Source organism: Streptomyces sp. NPDC127038 (assembly GCF_042725875.1).
Lineage (GTDB): Bacteria > Actinomycetota > Actinomycetes > Streptomycetales > Streptomycetaceae > Streptomyces.
The window spans coordinates 25,645-43,722 of sequence record NZ_JBHXDQ010000034.1 but is presented as its reverse complement, the minus strand read 5'-3'; the positions used below and the strand labels follow the sequence as shown (position 1 = coordinate 43,722).

At 71.1% G+C, this 18,078-nt stretch carries 15 protein-coding genes and 1 tRNA gene; 5 read left to right on the top strand and 11 right to left on the bottom strand.

The window, feature by feature from the left end; translation table 11 throughout:
* Window positions 1-263 precede the first annotated feature (263 nt).
* Window positions 264-339 (top strand) — tRNA-Arg (locus ACFWI4_RS23050).
* A 530-nt stretch (window positions 340-869) separates the two neighbouring features.
* Here ACFWI4_RS23050 and ACFWI4_RS23045 read toward each other — a convergent pair.
* The 6 genes from ACFWI4_RS23045 to ACFWI4_RS23020 all read right to left on the bottom strand — a co-directional run bounded on the left by ACFWI4_RS23045 (window position 870) and on the right by ACFWI4_RS23020 (window position 6,127).
* The gene (locus ACFWI4_RS23045; RefSeq protein ID WP_387199199.1) at window positions 870-2,231 is read right to left on the bottom strand and encodes an FG-GAP and VCBS repeat-containing protein; all 1,362 of its coding nucleotides are present in this window, start codon (window positions 2,229-2,231) and stop codon (window positions 870-872) included.
* Between the two features lie 493 nt (window positions 2,232-2,724).
* Window positions 2,725-3,294, bottom strand: coding sequence for a hypothetical protein (locus ACFWI4_RS23040; RefSeq protein WP_385406724.1), 570 nt, complete (start codon window positions 3,292-3,294; stop codon window positions 2,725-2,727).
* 102 nt (window positions 3,295-3,396) lie between these two features.
* Window positions 3,397-3,681, bottom strand: coding sequence for a DUF1876 domain-containing protein (locus tag ACFWI4_RS23035; RefSeq protein ID WP_385406800.1), 285 nt, complete (start codon window positions 3,679-3,681; stop codon window positions 3,397-3,399).
* Window positions 3,682-3,906: 225 nt separating this feature from the next.
* The gene (locus ACFWI4_RS23030) at window positions 3,907-4,659 is read right to left on the bottom strand and encodes a hypothetical protein (RefSeq protein WP_387199197.1); all 753 of its coding nucleotides are present in this window, start codon (window positions 4,657-4,659) and stop codon (window positions 3,907-3,909) included.
* A 106-nt stretch (window positions 4,660-4,765) separates the two neighbouring features.
* Window positions 4,766-5,041, bottom strand: coding sequence for a hypothetical protein (locus ACFWI4_RS23025; protein WP_387199195.1), 276 nt, complete (start codon window positions 5,039-5,041; stop codon window positions 4,766-4,768).
* 315 nt (window positions 5,042-5,356) lie between these two features.
* Window positions 5,357-6,127 (bottom strand): calcium-binding protein, encoded by a 771-nt coding sequence (locus ACFWI4_RS23020; RefSeq protein ID WP_387199192.1) that lies wholly within the window; start codon window positions 6,125-6,127, stop codon window positions 5,357-5,359.
* A gap of 457 nt (window positions 6,128-6,584) precedes the next feature.
* Here ACFWI4_RS23020 and ettA point away from each other — a divergent pair, with 457 nt between their 5' ends.
* From ettA to ACFWI4_RS23005, 3 genes are read left to right on the top strand one after another with little or no spacing between them, the layout of a single operon-like run.
* Window positions 6,585-8,249, top strand: a complete 1,665-nt coding sequence (gene ettA, locus ACFWI4_RS23015; protein ID WP_385406709.1) for an energy-dependent translational throttle protein EttA — start codon at window positions 6,585-6,587, stop codon at window positions 8,247-8,249.
* Between the two features lie 6 nt (window positions 8,250-8,255).
* Window positions 8,256-8,666, top strand: a complete 411-nt coding sequence (locus ACFWI4_RS23010) for an acyl-CoA thioesterase (protein ID WP_384796001.1) — start codon at window positions 8,256-8,258, stop codon at window positions 8,664-8,666.
* Window positions 8,663-9,406: a hypothetical protein gene (locus ACFWI4_RS23005; protein WP_387199188.1), complete on the top strand. Its 744-nt coding sequence runs from the start codon at window positions 8,663-8,665 to the stop codon at window positions 9,404-9,406. Before ACFWI4_RS23010 ends, ACFWI4_RS23005 begins: the two co-directional genes overlap by 4 nt.
* A 68-nt stretch (window positions 9,407-9,474) precedes the next feature.
* Here the strand turns inward: ACFWI4_RS23005 and ACFWI4_RS23000 are convergent, their stop codons facing one another.
* The gene (locus ACFWI4_RS23000; RefSeq protein WP_037618889.1) at window positions 9,475-9,879 is read right to left on the bottom strand and encodes a globin; all 405 of its coding nucleotides are present in this window, start codon (window positions 9,877-9,879) and stop codon (window positions 9,475-9,477) included.
* A 72-nt stretch (window positions 9,880-9,951) separates the two neighbouring features.
* Here ACFWI4_RS23000 and ACFWI4_RS22995 point away from each other — a divergent pair, with 72 nt between their 5' ends.
* Window positions 9,952-10,944 (top strand): methyltransferase domain-containing protein, encoded by a 993-nt coding sequence (locus tag ACFWI4_RS22995; protein ID WP_387199184.1) that lies wholly within the window; start codon window positions 9,952-9,954, stop codon window positions 10,942-10,944.
* A gap of 81 nt (window positions 10,945-11,025) precedes the next feature.
* Here the strand turns inward: ACFWI4_RS22995 and ACFWI4_RS22990 are convergent, their stop codons facing one another.
* The 4 genes from ACFWI4_RS22990 to ACFWI4_RS22975 all read right to left on the bottom strand — a co-directional run bounded on the left by ACFWI4_RS22990 (window position 11,026) and on the right by ACFWI4_RS22975 (window position 17,922).
* Window positions 11,026-12,408 (bottom strand): FHA domain-containing protein, encoded by a 1,383-nt coding sequence (locus ACFWI4_RS22990; protein ID WP_387199181.1) that lies wholly within the window; start codon window positions 12,406-12,408, stop codon window positions 11,026-11,028.
* Window positions 12,409-12,490: 82 nt separating this feature from the next.
* Window positions 12,491-13,837: a VWA domain-containing protein gene (locus ACFWI4_RS22985; protein ID WP_387199178.1), complete on the bottom strand. Its 1,347-nt coding sequence runs from the start codon at window positions 13,835-13,837 to the stop codon at window positions 12,491-12,493.
* Between the two features lie 101 nt (window positions 13,838-13,938).
* Window positions 13,939-15,408 (bottom strand): protein phosphatase 2C domain-containing protein, encoded by a 1,470-nt coding sequence (locus ACFWI4_RS22980; RefSeq protein ID WP_387199175.1) that lies wholly within the window; start codon window positions 15,406-15,408, stop codon window positions 13,939-13,941.
* Window positions 15,409-15,411: 3 nt separating this feature from the next.
* A complete protein-coding gene (locus ACFWI4_RS22975) occupies window positions 15,412-17,922 on the bottom strand; it encodes a tetratricopeptide repeat protein (protein WP_387199314.1) in 2,511 nt (836 codons plus the stop codon).
* Window positions 17,923-18,078: the final 156 nt, after the last annotated feature.

The following is an 18,078-nucleotide window of genomic DNA, read 5'->3' as shown; positions in this document are numbered from 1 at the left end:
GTCTGCGCGCCGACAGGACACACGGGGCGGAAGGGATGACTGGGACGCAGGCATAACGAGTGCACAACACCCGATGCGCGAGACGCCAAAAGCGGTGCACGATTCGTACCCGCCTGCGATTATCAGGACCGCTTCACTGAACCTCCACATCGAGCCACGGAGGCGAAGTATGAGGGGCAGGGATGCGGGAGCCCTATCCTTGTCCCCGGCAAGGTCACGGATCCGCCCACACCCGGGCACCAGGACACAGGCCGACACAACCGGCCCCCGTAGCTCAGTGGATAGAGCAGGCGCCTTCTAAGCGCTTGGCCGCAGGTTCGAGTCCTGCCGGGGGCGCCAGTCTCCGCCCTCCCGTACGGGAGGGCTTTTTGCTGGTCAGATCATGTTTCACTCGATACGGCGAGACCCCGAACACCTTCCCGATGATCAAGGGACGGGTCCGGGGTCGTACGGCTGTCACCGGGTCTTCGCGGGTGGCCCTGTCGAATACGTGTCAAAGTTTTCGGCGAGGAGCCTCAGTCCGTGCCGGGTGGCTCGGGAAGATCTCCCGCGGCTCCGAGGCGCCTTTTCAAGTCAGGCAGCTGTCCCTCGACGCATCGGGCGTAGGCCGCCAGGGGCACTGGGACGCTGCTGCCGGCCCAGTCCGCGACCTGAGCGGGCGGGATCCCGTCGTTGAGCCATTTGGTCAGGCGTGCGTGTCGGTTGTCGTAGACCCGCCGACCCGCCGATCCGTCGGCGAGTCGAAGACGTGCGGGGGCAGGACGGCCTTGCGCAGCGCTCTGGTGTTCTTGTGGGAGCAGGACCGCCAGGCTTCGGGACCGGGCTGGACCTGGGGGTCCCTTGTTGTCCGGGCCGGTTCGGGTGTCGGGTTACTTGGTCATCCAGCGGGCGAAGTAGCGGTATTTGGCGGTCAGTCCGACGGTCTTGGGGCCGACGGAGACGACCTGGTTCGTGGTCAGGCCCTTGCTGTCGGACCTGAAGTACCAGAGGTTGCCCTCGTTCCCGTTCTCGTGATCCGTACTGGAGACGAGATCGCTTCGTCCGTCACCGTTCATGTCGACCAGGGAGACCTGCGATCCGAACATGTCGTAGGACTCGTTGGCACCCGGTACTCCGGCCGTGTTCTGGTGCCAGGACACGGCACCGGTTCCGGTCAGGCCCTTGGACGAGCCGCGCAGCACGGTCACCGCGCCGGTCGTGCTGACCCCGGAGATGCTTTCCTGCATCACTCCGATCGCGACGTCGGCGTAGCCGTCGCCGTTGACGTCGCCGGTGTCCAGGCCGTAGCCGAACCGGTCGTACGCCTCGCCGGCGCCGGGGACCCCGGCGGTGTCCTGGCTGATGCGCACCGGCTTGCGGGTGCTGCTCACGCCTCCCGCGCTGCCGTAGTGGACGATGACCGAGCCGCCCACGACGCCCTTGGGCTGGTAGCCCTCCAGTCCGGCGCCCAGGACGACGTCGGCGTAGCCGTCGCCGTCGACGTCCGCGAGGCTCCCCGAGTTGACCTTGGTGGAGAAGTCCTTGGGGGGTCCGAAGCCGTTCTTCGAGCCGAGTATCAGGGAGGCGTCGGCGGTGTCGCCGTGTCTTCCCACGGAGAGCAGGTCGAGCACGTGGTCGCCGTTGACGTCCCCGGCCGCCAGGCTGCCGGGCGAGATCCCGGTGTTCACGAGGCTGGTGGAGGCGTTCGTGCCGTCCCGGCCGAACGGGCCCCGGAACAGCCGGGTCTCCACCCCGCCGTAGGCCGTGCTCGAGGATGCGACGAGGTCGTTCTTGCCGTCGCCGTCGAAGTCGCCCACGGCCATCGTGCTGGGGGGCAAGGACAGGAGGGTGCGGCCGGACAGCGCCTTGGGGCCGCCCCAGAAAATCGACATCGACGGGACCGAGCCGTCGTCGCCCACCACCAGGTCGTCGTAACCGTCGCCGTCCAGGTCCCCCGTCGCCATCAGGTCGCCGAAGTAGGAGTACGAGCTCTGGCCGCCCGATCTGCCGGACAGCACCTGGTGCCGAGAGGCGCTGAGACCCGTCTTCGTCCCGTACATCACCGCGACGTAGCCGCTCGCCGAGACGGCCAGGTCGCCGTATCCGTCCCTGTTGAAGTCGGCCGACTTGCCGGCCGCCGAAGCCTTGGACACTGGTGCCGCAGCGGCAGGACCGCCCGCGCCCAGGACGACCGTGCCCACCGACACGGCCGTGACCGTGGCCAGCGAGGCCAGTTTCCGAACTCTGCGCATACGTCCGCCCTTTCGTCCCACATCAGCCCAGGGACATCTGCCGTTCAGATCAGGGCTGCGCCCCAGGAGACCGCCAAAGGGGACGAACGGTTGTACGGCAGGGTGACGCCGGTGACCGGACGTCAGGAAACCGCGTCAACGGCAGAACCATCCCTCTGCCGGAGACCATCGACGAAGAGGCCGTGCCGGATCGTGCGGGGAACCACGGGGAACACCGGGGAACCGGTTGGCCCCGCATGAGGTGCCGATACCGCTCAGCAGCAGGTCGGACTCGGAGCACGTTACGACGAGGGTTCGAACACCTTCCCGAAAGAAGCCCTGGCCGGCGGCGGGTGGCTCGGAAGGGCCTCTGGTGGCTCCGTCACGCCATTTCAAGTCAGGGGCTGTTCCCTGGGCGGACGTCCCGCTCGGCCGGGAGCTACGGCTTGCCGGGGCACACTGAGGGCTTTCCTCACGACAGGGCTTTCTCGCGGCAGTGCACGGGTCCCGAGACTCAAGGCCGTTCGCCCTGGGTGAGATCGCCTCTCCAGGCGGGTGGCCAAGGCACCGTTTCGGATATGCGGGCGCCCTGTACTCCGAGGCTGGCGCGGGACAGTTGCAGGAAGTGCTGGCGGGCCTGGCGGAAATCCTCGTAGGCCTGGTCCCAGCCGCCCGGGTCTCTCGTCGGGAGCTCGCGTGCCAGCCATTCCAGGTGCCACAGGCAGTGGTTCAACCTGACAGCCGCCGTGTTCGCCTTGACGTCCCCCAGCATCCACACCCTCTCCGCGAGCGCCGAGCGCTTGACCTCGGCCTCCGCCGCTTCGGCGAGAACCTCGGCGGTGGGTTCCAGCGGTGCGGCGCCGCTCGCGGCTATCCCCTTGGCGACCGCTATGCGCCGGTAGCGGTGCGCCAGTTCCTTCACCGCATGGGCGTACTCGGCGTACGCGCCGAGCCGATGCTCGTCCCACCGGACGGACTGTTCGCGATGCCAGCGCGCCCTCTCCACCACCATGGTTGTCGCCATCGACAGCACGGCACCCACCGCCACGCCCAGCAAAGCCGCCAGTTGACCAGTCAGACCCATGGGTGCTTCATAGCCCGCCGGCGGGAGCCGCAATCCCGCCGGTGTCGGAGCAGGTCGTTCCGCGCGCGGGTCGTGGGGAGTCGGAGTCTTCGCCCGCCGGGGTCACCTCAGCGTGTGGGACGTTCTGCCCGACGCCGCGTCGATCTCGTCGTGGGCCTTCGTCAGCAGTTGCATGGCGAGTTCGTTCAGCGCCCTCGCGCCCGCGACCTCTTCGCCGACCCTGGGCTGGTTCGAGTCGGAGGGGTGGCGGCTGGCGTAACCGTGGGCGCGTACCTCGCTTCCGTCGGGGAGGCGGAGCAGGGCGGCCGCGCGCGTGCGGTGGTCGTCCTCCTGGAACTCCAGCTCGACATGCCAGCCGACCGTGGTCCGTGCCTGCATCGCTGTCATCTGTGTCATCGCGATCACCTCCGAAGCCGCTGCCCCCGGTGAACCCCCGCGGAGACTCGTTCAGCCCCTCAAGAGAAGTGTCCCTCCTGGGCGGGCGGGGCACGAGGCGAGGCCGTGGGGGTCGCGGTGAGTGGTGGGGAAGGTGCGGTGGGTGCTCGCGGCTCTGCGCCCGTGGCGGGTGAACGGGCAGGTTGACGTTCCCCCGCGAGGCGGTTCTCGGGCGGATCAGAGGGAAGCGGCCGCGATCTGCTCGGCTACCGGGAAGCGTCGGCCGCACTCAGGACAGGTCGCCTCGCCGAAGGCGTACGTCAGGGCGTGCGCGACTTCCGGATGGCCGTCGGCCACGGCGAGGTCGTGGAGGCGTCGGCCGAGGCCGTCCAGGGCACCGGGGCCGGCCGGACGGAGGGGGAGGGTACCTGTGTCGCCGGGAAGGGCGTCATCCTCCGCCGCGCTGAAGTGACCACGCTCTCCGATCATCACCCACAGCGACGCGCAGCCGTCGGGATCGGGGCACTCGAATTCGTACTCGCCGCTTACGAGCCCCCAGAACAGGTCCTCTGCCCAAGAGATCTCGCCCTCCAGGTTCAGGATCGCCTCGACCAGATGGCAGTAGTCGTTCCGGTCGGGGGCGGACTGGCGCCATCGGTTCGCGGAGGTCAGGAGACGTGCGACTTCCGATGCGTATGCGTGCCGCAGGTTCCGGGTCTCGTGCCGCTGGTCGGCCTGGACGAGGAGGGCGCCGGCCAGGTGGAGGGCCGAAGCCGCCTCACCGGCGTCGCCGTTCTCCGACACGTCGGCCAGCGTGGGCAGCACCAGCGGATCAGCGACGTCCAGGGAGCCGTTGTGGTAGAGCTCCGTCCACAGATCGCTCCACGCCTGGCCGTCCCGGCCCGTGGCGGCACGCTCCAGCAAGGCCGTCAGGCGCTCGGAGTCGGAGTCGCCGGAGCGAGGAACAGCGGAACTCGTCGTCATCTCCATGTCCGGGATCCAAGCAGGCAGAGGGCCAACCAGGTGGGTTCCCCCATGGTTAGCCCTCTGCTTGGTCTCCCTGAGACCTGCCCCGGGCCGATGCCCGGGACTGGCGTCAACTGCGCCGGGTGTTCCTGCGTGCCAGGAATTCGGCGGCAGCTCCGGTCAGCAGGGCAAGGCTCAAGCCCAGCACGACCGCGTTGACGACCGAGGGACCTTGAGACCAGGCCCCGGCGCAGCTGGCCGCGAAGGCCATCGCAACGGCGATGCGGCCGGGGGTTCCGCTGACCGCGACCAGAGCGGCCTGCCCGGCCATGCGCCGACGGTATTTGAGAACGACGATCACTGCGGCAACCGCTATCAGGATGGTCGGTCCTGCAAAGCTGTCCATAACCTACGCGTGCCCTCTCTGTTCCCCGCAATGTAGGGCGGATCCACTTACAGTGGGATGCTACGACCTCGTCGATCATGGTGGCCTGCGGGTGCCTGACGGCGTTGCGGGGGCGTTGAACTTCCCTAGCTGAGAGGCACGTTCGGCTCTGGGTACCTGCTCTGTGCGAAGAACCCCCGGGTCGATCACCCGGGGGTTCTTCGCAGTCCAAGGACCACTGAGCGAGACTGGTGGCGACCGGGCAGAGGGACGGCCGAAGGCCGTCCCCTGGGGGTGGCCCGCCGGGTGCTCGTTCCGGCCGGTCCGAGAGCGGGTCTACTTCAACGCGACGCCGTCGCCCGATGCGGTCGCCGAGCTGGTCGTGCCCGTTCCCGCGAAGTACCAGCGCCAGGTGCCGGAGGCGTTCGCCGTGGTCGTCGTCCTCAGCTTGCCGGCGCTGTCGGTGGTCACCGTTTTGACGGTGGTGTACGTCGAGGCACCGGACTTCTTGAACTGCAGGGAGACCTTCTGGGCGGCGAAGCCGACATAGGTGTTGGTGTTCCAGTCGGCCCGGGTCAGGGCGCCGGTCACCGTCAGCGTTTTGCCCTTGGCCACCGGTTCGGGCGTTGCCTGGGTCGTCGTCAGTTTGGCAAAGCGCTTGATCTTCATCGCGACGCTGCTGTTGAGCGTGTAGAAGTCACCGTCGTTGGCGGCGGCCTCCGCGTCGAGGTGCCAGGTGCCGGCCGAGCTGTTGCGAAGGTCGAAGTAGTCGTCAGCGCTGTCGGGGTCCAGGTTGTACGACCAGGTGCACTTCATGGTCGTCGACGTGGGGCGCGTGCACGTCGACGACTTCGCGAACTGGATACGGCTGTCGGGGCTCACGAGCTTGAGACCCGTGACGGTCTTGATGCCGGAGTTGTCCTTCACCGTTGCGTAGGCGGTCAGCTTCTGGACTGCGCTGACGCCGACGTTGACGGTGGTCTTGCTGAAGGTCACCGATGTGAAGGCGGTGTCGCCCTTGTGGGTGTCCGCCTGCGCGGAAGGCGCGAGGAGGGCGAGCAGCGCAAGGCTGCCGACGGTGGCGGCCGCGGCCGTACGGTTGTGCATGGTTCTCCAGAGGCGGCAGGTGGCCGGACCTCCACGCTTGGGGTCCGGGCGTGCACAAGACCCTCCACCTGGGGAAACGGTTGTACGGACGCCTCGGGCGGCCCACCTGGCCCGGCTCGAACGGGCTGGTCCCCTCCACAACGGGCCGGTGCTGCGGGTCTACAGCGCGCCGGCCGACGCAGGCACACTGATCGTAGAACCGCCGCCGGTCCGCATCCATTGAGTTCCCCGAGAGCGGGGAGCGGCACGGGACTGCCTGCGCGGGTGGCAGGTGAAGGCTGTCACGGCGGCCGATGGCGGCCCATGGCCACCGACAGTGACAGCCGGGCTACGGAAGCCGGCAGCAGAACCCCAGGTCAGAGCGCCCCCGCCGAACGGGTTTCCCCCGAGGGGTAGCAGTCAGGCAAGATGGGGTGTATCTGCCCACTGCCGATTTCAAGCGTCCGGACGGTTTCTCTTGGCTGAGTTCATTTACACCATGCGCAAGACGCGCAAGGCGCACGGCGACAAGGTGATCCTCGACGACGTCACCTTGAGCTTCCTGCCTGGCGCCAAGATCGGTGTGGTCGGTCCCAACGGTGCCGGTAAGTCCACCGTTCTCAAGATCATGGCGGGCCTCGAGCAGCCCTCCAACGGTGACGCGTTCCTGTCGCCCGGCTACACGGTCGGCATGCTGCTCCAGGAGCCCCCGCTCGACGAGTCCAAGACGGTTCTGCAGAACGTCCAGGACGGCGCCGCCGAGATCATGGGCAAGCTGAACCGGTTCAACGAGGTCGCCGAGCTGATGGCGACCGACTACTCGGACGCGCTCATGGAGGAGATGGGCAAGCTCCAGGACGACCTGGACCACGCCAACGCGTGGGACCTGGACACCCAGCTGGAGCAGGCCATGGACGCCCTGGGCTGCCCGCCCGGCGACTGGCCCGTCACCAACCTCTCCGGCGGTGAGCGCCGCCGCGTGGCGCTCTGCAAGCTGCTGCTCGAAGCCCCCGACCTGCTGCTGCTCGACGAGCCCACCAACCACCTGGACGCCGAGTCCGTGCAGTGGCTGGAGCAGCACCTCGCGAAGTACGCCGGCACCGTCGTCGCCGTCACCCACGACCGGTACTTCCTCGACAACGTGGCCCAGTGGATCCTGGAGCTGGACCGCGGCCGCGCGATCCCGTACGAGGGCAACTACTCCACCTACCTCGACAACAAGGCCTCCCGCCTGAAGGTCGAGGGCCAGAAGGACGCCAAGCGCGCCAAGCGGCTCAAGGAAGAGCTGGAGTGGGTGCGGTCCAACGCCAAGGGGCGTCAGGCCAAGTCCAAGGCGCGTCTGTCGCGCTACGAGGAGATGGCGGCCGAGGCCGACAAGATGCGGAAGCTGGACTTCGAGGAGATCCAGATCCCGCCGGGCCCGCGCCTGGGCTCCATCGTCGTCGAGGTCAACAACCTCTCCAAGGCCTTCGGCGACAAGGTCCTCATCGACGACCTCAGCTTCACCCTGCCCCGCAACGGCATCGTCGGCGTGATCGGCCCGAACGGCGCCGGCAAGACCACGCTCTTCAAGATGATCCAGGGTCTGGAGACCCCGGACTCCGGCACGATCAAGGTCGGCGAGACCGTCAAGATCTCGTACGTCGACCAGAGCCGCGAGAACATCGACCCGAAGAAGACGCTGTGGGCGGTCGTCTCCGACGAGCTCGACTACATCAACGTCGGCCAGGTCGAGATGCCCTCCCGCGCCTACGTCTCCGCGTTCGGCTTCAAGGGCCCCGACCAGCAGAAGCCGGCCGGCGTCCTCTCCGGCGGTGAGCGCAACCGCCTGAACCTCGCGCTGACCCTCAAGCAGGGCGGCAACCTGCTGCTCCTCGACGAGCCGACGAACGACCTGGACGTCGAGACGCTCTCCTCGCTGGAGAACGCGCTGCTGGAGTTCCCCGGTGCGGCCGTGGTCGTCTCCCACGACCGCTGGTTCCTGGACCGGGTCGCGACCCACATCCTCGCGTACGAGGGCGAGTCCAAGTGGTTCTGGTTCGAGGGCAACTTCGAGTCGTACGAGAAGAACAAGATCGAGCGGCTCGGCGCCGAGGCCGCCCGCCCGCACCGTGCCACCTACAAGAAGCTGACCCGGGGCTGATCGGTCTTGCGCCACATCTACCGCTGCCCGCTGCGCTGGGCGGACATGGACGCGTACGGCCACGTCAACAACGTGGTGTTCCTCCGGTACCTGGAGGAAGCCCGTATCGACTTCCTGTTCCGCCCGGAGAAGGACTTCAAGCAGGGGTCCGTGGTGGCGCGCCACGAGATCGACTACAAGCGTCAGCTCGTCCACCGGCACGCGCCGGTGGACATCGAGCTCTGGGTGACGCAGATCCGTGCGGCGTCCTTCACGATCACGTACGAGGTCAAGGACCCCGACCAGGTCTACGTCACGGCGTCGACGGTGATCGTGCCGTTCGACTTCGAGCGGCAGCGTCCTCGCCGGATCACGGCCGAGGAACGCGACTTCCTGGAGTCCTACCGCGACGACGAGGACGAGGCCGTCGCGGCATGACCGTCCTGTACCTCGCCGACTCGGGGGAGGCGGCCGATCTGGCCGCCTTCCTCTCCCGGCTCGTCCACTACGACCGCGCGGCCGCCGTGCGCCTCAAGGCGCACGGCACCACGCTCGCGGTCTTCGGCCGGCCCCCGTCGTTCGAGGTCCTCGCGATCCGTACGGCACGGCTCGCCAAGCCGTACGAGAACGGGCTCGACGTCACGCTCGACGTGACCGTCTCCGCGGGTGAACTGCTGGAGTCCGTCGAGGAACCGGCGGCGACCGCCGTCGTCCCGGCCGCGGTCACCGGGCCCCCGTGGGCCGGTGTGCTGCCGCCCCAGGGCGGCTGGCGGCCGGAGCCGGGGCTGCCCGCCCCGGACGCCGTACGGGCCGAGGTCGCCGCCGTGGTGGCCGAATTCCGTTCGCGCACCGAGGAGTTGGCGCCCGAGCTGCGTACCCGTGCCGAACTCGACCGGGTGGGGCGGGAGATATGGTCCCGGCCGGTAGGTGACACCGCGCTTCCCGTGCGGGCCGCGCACGCCGCGCAGTCCCTGGGATTCCTGCGGCCCGTGCCGCCCCGCGCCGTCCCCGCCGAGGGCGAGGGACTCACGGGCGAACGGTCATCGGGTCAAGGGGACCCGGACGGCGGCCCGTTGGCGCTGTACTCCTCGGGGGCCTGGCTGCGGCTGCGGACCCCCTTCGGGTCGATCGCCGTCCGCCGGGCGGGACTCGGGGCACTGGGCGTCACCGTCAACTGACCCCTCGCGATGACTCCCCGCGCGCGTCCGGGTGACCGGCGTGCGCGGCCGGTCACCGGAGGCGGCGGTCAGCCCGCCGTGTTCACCATCGAGGCGGCCGCGTACGTCAGGTAGTTCCACAGCGTGTGCTCGTGCTCCTCGGAGAGGCCGAGCTCGTCGACGGCCACCCGCATGTGCTTCAGCCAGGCGTCGTGCGCGGCCTGGTCGACCTTGAAGGGCGCGTGCCGCATCCGCAGCCGGGGGTGGCCGCGGTTCTCGCTGTACGTCGTCGGGCCGCCCCAGTACTGGATCAGGAACAGCGTGAGGCGCTCCTCGGCCGGGCCCAGGTCCTCCTCGGGGTACATGGGCTTCAGCAGCGGGTCCCCGGCGACACCCTCGTAGAAACGGTGCACGAGGCGCCGGAAGGTCTCCTCGCCGCCGACCTGCTCGTAGAAGGTCTGCTCCTGAAGCGTGCCGCGCCGAATCTCTTTCACGCTCCCATGTTCTCAGACGGGGCGGCCGGTCCGGGGCTCGCCTCGGGACCGGTTCGGCAGCACAGTGGAGGTATGGGCGCGCACGCTCTCGAAACCGGCCCCGGACCCGAGGACCCCGCCGTTCCGGCGCGGGCGGCGCTCGTGCGCGAGATCGAACGCAGCGGGGCCTGGGAGGGCGATCCCGTCTGGCGGGAGGCCTTCGAGACCGTCCCGCGGCACCTCTTCGTGCCGTACTACTACATCGGCGTCAGCGGCGGCTACGAGCGCCTGTGGGGCGAGGACCCGGACCCGCGGATCCGGGACCGCTGGCTGCGCGGCGCGTACGCGGACGCCCCGCTGGCGACCCGGGTGCGGGACGGGGAACTGGTCTCCTCCAGCAGCCAGCCGTCGCTGATGGCGAAGATGCTCGCCGAGCTGGAGGTGCGGGACGGGGACGCCGTCCTGGAGATCGGCGCCGGGACCGGCTACAACGCGGCGCTGCTCGCGTACCGGCTCGGCGACGGGCCGGTGACCACGGTCGACCTGGACGTCGAGATCACGGAGTCCGCCCGGCACCATCTGGCCGTCGCCGGGTACCACCCGACGGTCGTCACCGGCGACGGAGCGCGCGGGGTCCCCGAGCGGGCGCCCTTCGACCGGATCATCGCCACCTGCACCCTGACCACGATCCCGCGCCCCTGGCTGGCCCAGTGCGACCCGGGAGCGCGCGTCCTCGCGCCGCTCGCCACCGGTCTGATCGCGCTGGACGTCGAGGATCCGGACCACGCCGAGGGACGCTTCCTGCACACGTCCGCCTTCTTCGTGCCGCTGCGCGGAGCCACCCGGTCCGGACCGGAGCCGGAGCCGGCCCGGGCCGGCGGGGTGCCGCGCCGGGCCCGCGCCCACGATCTGTTCCGCTTCCTGCTGGCCCTGACGGCGGGCCGGATGGACCCGCAGGACGCGTACGCGCTGTGGGAGCGCGAGGGGCAGCCGCAGCGCGAGCGGTACGGGGTCACGGTCGGCGAGGAGGGCGTCAGGGCCTGGCTGGACGACCCCGAGGGGCCGTACACCTGGAAGCTGCCCTGAGTCGGTCGTGCGCCGGTCGTACACGGTCGCACGCCGGGGGACGGGGCCTGCCGGGCCACGGTGGGCCCGGCAGGGGCGTGCTCAGTCCCGGCGGATCGTGATCGTCGTCCAGGCGCCCACGTGCACCCGGTCGCCGTCCTGGAGCGGTACCGGAACGAACGGCTGGATGGGCTCCTCGCCGCCGTTGACCGTGGTCCCGTTCGTCGAGTTCTGGTCGACGACCGCCCAGGTGCTGTCCGGCTGCTGGACCAGGACCGCGTGCTGGTGCGAGACGCCCGGGTCCTCCGGCGGCACCGACAGGTCGATGTCCGGGGACTCGCCGGTGGAGTGCCGGCGGCGGCCGATCGTGATCTGGTTGCCGAGGAGCGGGCGCTGGAGCTCGGGCGAGTACGCGGGCAGGTTCAGGCCCGCGGCCTCGGGCCCGGAGCGCTGCATCATCGCCATGAAGTACTCACGGTCCGGCGCGATGGTCGCGCTCCAGGACAGCGACTGCTGCTGCTGAGGCGGCTGCTGCTGGTAGCCGGGACCGGGCGGGGCCTGGGTGGCGCCGGGCTGCGGGTAGCCGTAGCCGGCTCCCTGACCCGGGCCGCCCTGACCGGGGCCGCCCTGACCGCCGGGGCCGCCGGGCGCGCCGGACGTCGGCGGGGTGATCACCCAGTCGTCGTCACCGCCGCCGTAGCCGGCGCCACCCTGACCGGGGCCGCCCTGCTGCGGGGCTCCGCCCTGGGTGAAGGGCGGGGAGGGCTGCTGGGTGTAGGCCTGCCGCGGGGCACCGGGGCCCGTGGGCGGCGCCGCCTGCCGCGACGGCTCGCCGCCGAAGCCCTGGGGGCCGCCGTACGGCTGCGCCCCCGGACCCGACGGGATCGGCTCGGCGGGGCGGTTCATCTGCGAGGGCCGGGAGCTCTGGTACTCGAACGGGTCGTGACCGGGGCCACCGGCACCCGGACCGCCGGGCTGTCCCGTGCCGGGCTGCGGGAAGCGGGGCGGAGGATTCTGGCCGCCGGGGCCACCGGGCCCGCCAGGGCCGCCGTACGGCGACTGCTCGCCGGGACCGCCGTGGCCGCCGGGACCACCGTACGGAGACTGCCCGCCAGGGCCGCCAGGTCCAGCCGGGCCACCCGGGCCGCCGTGACCACCCGGACCGCCGTGAGCGCCCGCGGGCGGACGCGGGGCCGCCGGGGTGTACGAGGTCGCGGTGTTGGTCAGGAAGTTCCACCGGCACTCCTCGCAGAACGGCGCGGCACCCTCACGGGGCGTGCGGCACTGCGGGCAGAGCTCGGCGTTGGGGTCCGGGACGCCGGACCGGGCGCCGGGCGCGGGCGGCGGCGAACCGGGCGCCGGGTAGCTGTACCCGCCGCCGGGCGGCGGCGGAGGGAGCGGGGGCACGGAACCGGCCATGCGGTGACCGCAGACCTCGCACCAATCGTCGGAACCCGACTGGTGTCCGTTCGGGCATGTCGGCATGTCGGTCCTTCCCCCTTCCTTTTCCGGTCGTGATGACCGGGTTTCTCCGGATCCCAGCGGGAACCGGGCTCGCTACTTCCTGCTACTTCTTTACACGAACAGTCTTTGTGGACCGTGTCTCGAGGGTCATTTCGTCGGCCTCCGCGACACGCGCTTTCAATCGCACAGTACCTGCCGCGACGTCGACCACGTCCACCACCTTCGCGAGGAGTTTCGCAGTATCGGCGTTTCCGGAGGCTCCGGCGAGTTGAACGGCACGTCCCAGCTTGGCCGTTGCTCCGTCGACATCTCCCGCTTTGCGGAGATCGAGACCCTGTTGGATGACTTGTGCCAGTTCGGCCTGACCCGTGTAGTGCGCGACCTGCGGGTTGATGGTCGTCGAGGCGGCCATGTCGTCGGTCCACACGGCCCGTACGAGCCCCTGCGCGCCGAGGTTCTGCACGGAGCCGTCGCCGTGCGGGATCACCAGCGAGACCCTGGCGGCGAGCATCTCCTGGCCGACGCCGGCCGTCGGGACCTGGACGCACACGTGGTAGTCGCGGGACTCGTCGCCCCACGACCCGGTCGGGTAGTCGCCGGCGCGGGGTCCCGCCTCGGCGCGACGCTCCGTCAGTTCCTCGACGGTGGGCGCGACTTGCTTGACGAACCTGATCTCGGTGCCGACCGGCGTCCACACCCGCAGGGCCACGTCGGCGACCTCCTTGCCCATGGCCGTCTCCATCATGTGCGTGAAGTCGGCGGCGAGGGCGGCGGGGTCGGCGACGATGTCCGCGGTGCCGAGCAGGGCCGAGGCGATCCCGGTGACCTCCTTGACCTCCCAGTCGGTGCCCACCCCGCGCGCGTCACAGGTGAAGCGTCCGGCGCAGGAGTCGAGCGCGGCCCTCAGGTCCTCGGGCGACTCGTGCTCGTTGCGGCCGTCGGTGAGCAGGATGCCGTGCCGGATCGACACGTCGGCGGAGGAGAGCAGCCGGTCGGCGAGCCGCAGCCAGGTGCCGATGGCCGTACCGCCGCCCGCGCTCAGTCTGCGCAGCGCCTGCTTGGCCTGGTCGCGGGTGGCCGCGTCCGCCACGGCGAGCCGTCCGCCGCCCGGATAGACCTCCTTGGCGACGTGCGTGCCGCCGATCACGGCGAAGTGGACCCCGTCGCGCACGGTGTCGATCGCGGCGGCCGTGGCGTCACGGGCGTTGCGCATCTTGGCCGGCGGATAGTCCATCGAGCCCGAGCAGTCGACCATGATCGCCACGGCGGCGTCCGGCGCCTGCCCCGGCGTGTACAGGTGCGGCGCGGCGACCGCGCTCCCGACGGTGCCGCCGCCGGTCGCGCTCACCGTGACGATCGCGTTGACCTCGCGGCCGCCTTCCGGCAGGTACTCGTTCTGGTACACGTCGACCGAGAACTGCGGCACGTTCGACTTCGAGAAATTGGCCATGCCTTCTGTGTCCCCCTCGGGCCCCCGCCCCCCGGCGGAGGTGCTGACTGGATGCGGACCGGTCCCCTCCGGTCCGCGGCCGCCCCCGTTCGTTCGCGGCCTCAGGCCGATCCTGCCCCCTGGGAGGGTGCGGGGAACGGCATGACGGCCACTGTTACGTTGTCGTGGCCCCCGCCGTCCAGTGCGTGGCCGACCAGAACGCGAGCGGCGTGCAGCGGCCTCTCGGCGGCGTCGAGGGGGACGATCTCGGCCATCTCCCGCGCCGTCTCCGCGTAGTTCCACAGTCCGTCGGTGCACACCACGACCACACCCGGCCGGTCCAGCTTGAACGAGACGGTGTGGGGCTCCAGTTCGTAGGCGTCGGCGCCGAGCCAGCCGGTGATCGCGTGGGCGCGCTCGTCCGCGTACGCCTCCGCCTCGTTCATCAGGCCCGCGGCGACCATCTGCGCGGCCCACGAGTCGTCCTCGGTGAGCCGGGCCGGCGGCGCGGACCGGTCGGCGGGCACCCAGTAGACACGGCTGTCGCCGACCCATCCGACGATCAGCAGCGTGGACGTCACCAGGCCGCCGACGATGGTGCAGGCGGGCGCGTTCACGTGCGGCGCGTGCTCGCCCTGGGCGGTGTCAGGTCCGGCCAGCGCGTTGACGGCCGCCGAGGCCGCGACGATCGCCTCGTGCATGGCCGCCTGCGGATGCGTGCCCAGCGGAAGCGCCGCGAGCAGCGCCTCGTTCGCCGCGTGGGAGGCGGCGAGCGACGCCTCGTCGGGGCGGGTCGCGGACGAGACCCCGTCGCAGACGATCGCCACGACGGCGGGGGAGCCGTCGGGCAGCGCGGTCGAGGAGACCGCGAACGCGTCCTCGTTGCGGTGGTGGCGCAGACCCCGGTCGCTGACCGCGGCGACCGCGCCCAACTCCTGCTCCATGTGGTCCCGTTCCCGTGGCTGCGCGTGTCCGCAGTTCTCGCAGTAGCCGTCGGTGTCCACCTGGCCCGCACGGCAGGCCACGCACACCTTGGCGCCCGCGGGGGGAGCCGGGAGGTCACCGGTCCGGGGATCGGCGGGGACCTCGGGTCCCGGGCCGCCGGACGGAGGGGCCAGCGGGTACTCGTCGGGCTCCGAGGGCCTGTCGAACCGCACGCCCGTCGGCTGTCCCGAGGGTCGCCGGGGGGACGGCGGCCGGATGCCCGCCGGATCGCCCTGCGCGTGCTCGGGGTGCTCCGCCCCGTCGGGGTGCTCCGACTGCCCGGGTCCCAGCGGCTGTCCGGGGCGCTCCGGGTGTTCGGGGTGCGGCAGTTCGGAACCGTCAGGACCGGCGCCCTGCGCGTCGGCGGCACGGTGCGAGGACGCGTCGGGGCCGCCGTGCCGCGGCGCGAGCGGCGGTTCCACGGACGGGGCGGCCGGCGGGAGACCGGCCGCGGCGCCGTTCATGGCGATCGTGGGATGGTCCGGCGACGGCGCGGGCACCGTCGACAGGTCGTAGCCGCACGCACCGCAGAAACGGTCGGCCGCCTCCAGCGGCTCCTCGCAACTGGGGCACCGTGAAAGGGCCGTCGGCTGGGGCATCTGGGACATCAATCACACCCACGTCCGGGGGCGGTAACGGTTTGCGCGTTCCACCAGGTCGATCCTCTCCTCGCCGCCCCGCGCGAGCCGGGCCAGCGTCCGGTACGAACGTTCGAGGCCGAAACGGAGGCCACGCTCGTCCAACTCGCTGCCGAGCAGCGCGGTTCCGACCCCGGAAGCAGGAGCGGAACCCTGGCTACCGGAGAGTACCCAGTCCAGCGCGGAGCCGAGGACCTCCGTCGACAACTGCTCGCGCCGCACCGCGTCAAGACCGAACCCGTCGAGGGCCTCCACCTGCCCGGCCGCCGCGGTCAGTTCGTCGAGGAACGGTGCCGCCGTCCCGGTGACCGGCCGCTGCCGCAGTCGCGCCCGCACGGCCGCGACCCGCGCCGCCGTGTAGTGGATCGACGACTCCGGAACGGACTCAAGGGTGCGTACGGCGCCGGGGCGGTCCCCCGCCGCGAGCTGCACCCTGGCCAGCCCGAACGCCGCGCTCACATAGCTGGGGTCGGTCGTCCACACCAGCCGGTAGTACTCGGCGGCGTTGTCCAGCTGGCCGAGCACCTCCGCGCACACGCCGAGGGCCAGCTTCGGCGCGGGTTCGCCGGGGAAGGCGTCGTAGACCGCGTCGAAGGACAGCGCCGCGATCTCGTTCTCGCCGGTCGCCAGCGCCGTGACACCGCGGTACCAGACCACACGCCAGTCGTCCGGGTGATCCGTCTCCAGCGCGTCGACGGCCGAGCCGGCGGCGTCCGTCCCGCCCATCTCCAGGAGCGCCCGCAGCTCCCTCAGCCGCAGCTCGGGCGAAGGGGCCGGGGCCGCCCGCAGCGCGGCGATGAGCTCCGCGGGAGCGGACGCGATGAGCCCCGCGAGGAAACCGGCGTTCGGGTCGCCCGGGTCCACCCGGGGCACGGGCAGCGCGAGCGCGGTCGCCGCCGCGGCGACGGGTCTGACCAGGGCGGCGGAGGCCGGCGGAGCGGACGGCAGCGGACCCGCCGCCCCGTCGGTCCCCGGCGGCAGCGCGGACGCGCCCCTTCTCGCCCGTACGGGGACCACGCGGGCCCCCAGGGCCGACACGTCCCCGGCCGCCTTCCCGAACAGCTCGGTGTCGGTGACCTTGGTCTCGGGCCCGAACAGGGTCGACAGCGCCGGCCGCGCCCGCCCCGTCTGGAGCGAGACGACCTCGCGCAGCACGCCCGTCAGCTGCTCGGACATCTCCTGGGCCGAGGCGAACCTGCGCGCCGGGTCGGGGTCGGTGGCCCGCACGAGGAGCCGGTAGAACGACTCGTACTGGCGGAAGACCTCGATGTGGTCCGGGTCGGGCAGCGAGTCCACGAAGACGTTCGTGTAGCCCTGGAAGTCGAAGGAGAGGACGGCGAGCGTACGGGCGACCGTGTACAGGTCGGAGGCGACCGACGGGCCCACCTCGGCCACCTCGGGCGCCTGGTAGCCCACCGTGCCGTAGATGGCCGACTCGTCGTCGTCCATCCTGCGCACGGCGCCCATGTCGATCAGCTTGAGCTGGTCCTCGGTCTGGATGGCGTTGTCGACCTTGAAGTCGCAGTACAGCAGATTGCGGCTGTGCAGATGGCCGAGCGCCTCCAGGGCCTCGATGCCGTACGCGCAGGCCTGCTCCACCGGCAGCGGATCGCGCTTGCCGTCCGCCGTGCGGCGCCCGTTGGCGAGCTCCTTCAGCGACTTGCCGCCCACGTACTCCATGACGATGTACCCGTCCAGCGAACCCGTCCGCTGGTCGAGGTGCTCGACGAAGTTGTAGATCCGCACGATGTTCGCGTGCTCGATCTCCGCGAGGAAGCGCCGCTCGGAGATCGCCGCCGCCATCGCGTCCTGGTCGCCCGTGTCGAGCAGACCCTTGAGGACCACCCAGCGGTCGGACACCGCGCGGTCCACCGCGAGGTAGACCCAGCCGAGCCCGCCGTGCGCCAGACAGCCCATCACCTCGTACTGGCCGTGCACGATGTCACCCGTGCGCAGCTTCGGCACGAAGGAGTACGGGTGGCCGCACTTCGTGCAGAAACCCTCGGTGCGGCCGGGGCTCTCACCGCGCGAACGACCCACCGGGGCACCGCAGTCGGAGCGCGAGCAGAACCGCTTGCGCTCGGGCACCTCCGGGTTGTCCAGGACCATCCCGCGCGGGTCGGGCCGCGGCACGCCCGGGACCTCGACGAGCCCGGCGCCGAGCCTGCCCCGCCCGGAGGAGGAGGCCGTCGAACCGGAGCTGCGCACCGACACCGACCGGCCCGTCGACCGGCCCGAGAGCGACCGCGACAGCCGGCCGGAGACCGAGCGCCGTGACTGCGAGGAGCGCGAGGACGTACGCGAACTGGCGCGTGAACCCCCGCGCACGCTGCCGCTGTCGGAGCCCGCCGCGCCGCGCGCGGACGAGCCCGCCGACGCCGGACCCGTGCCGGGCCCGGGCGTGCCCGTGGACCGGGCGGAGGCCTGGCTCTGTTCGGCCGGGGCGAGTCCGCAGGTGTCGCAGTACAGTTCGCCGCCGCCCATGTCCTCGTACGAGCCCTCGCAGCCGGGCCGGCCGCACGTCCGTCCACCCTGCGGCTGTCCGCCCGTGCCGGGCCCGGGCGTGCCCGTGGACCGGGCGGAGGCCTGGCTCTGTTCGGCCGGGGCGAGTCCGCAGGTGTCGCAGTACAGTTCGCCGCC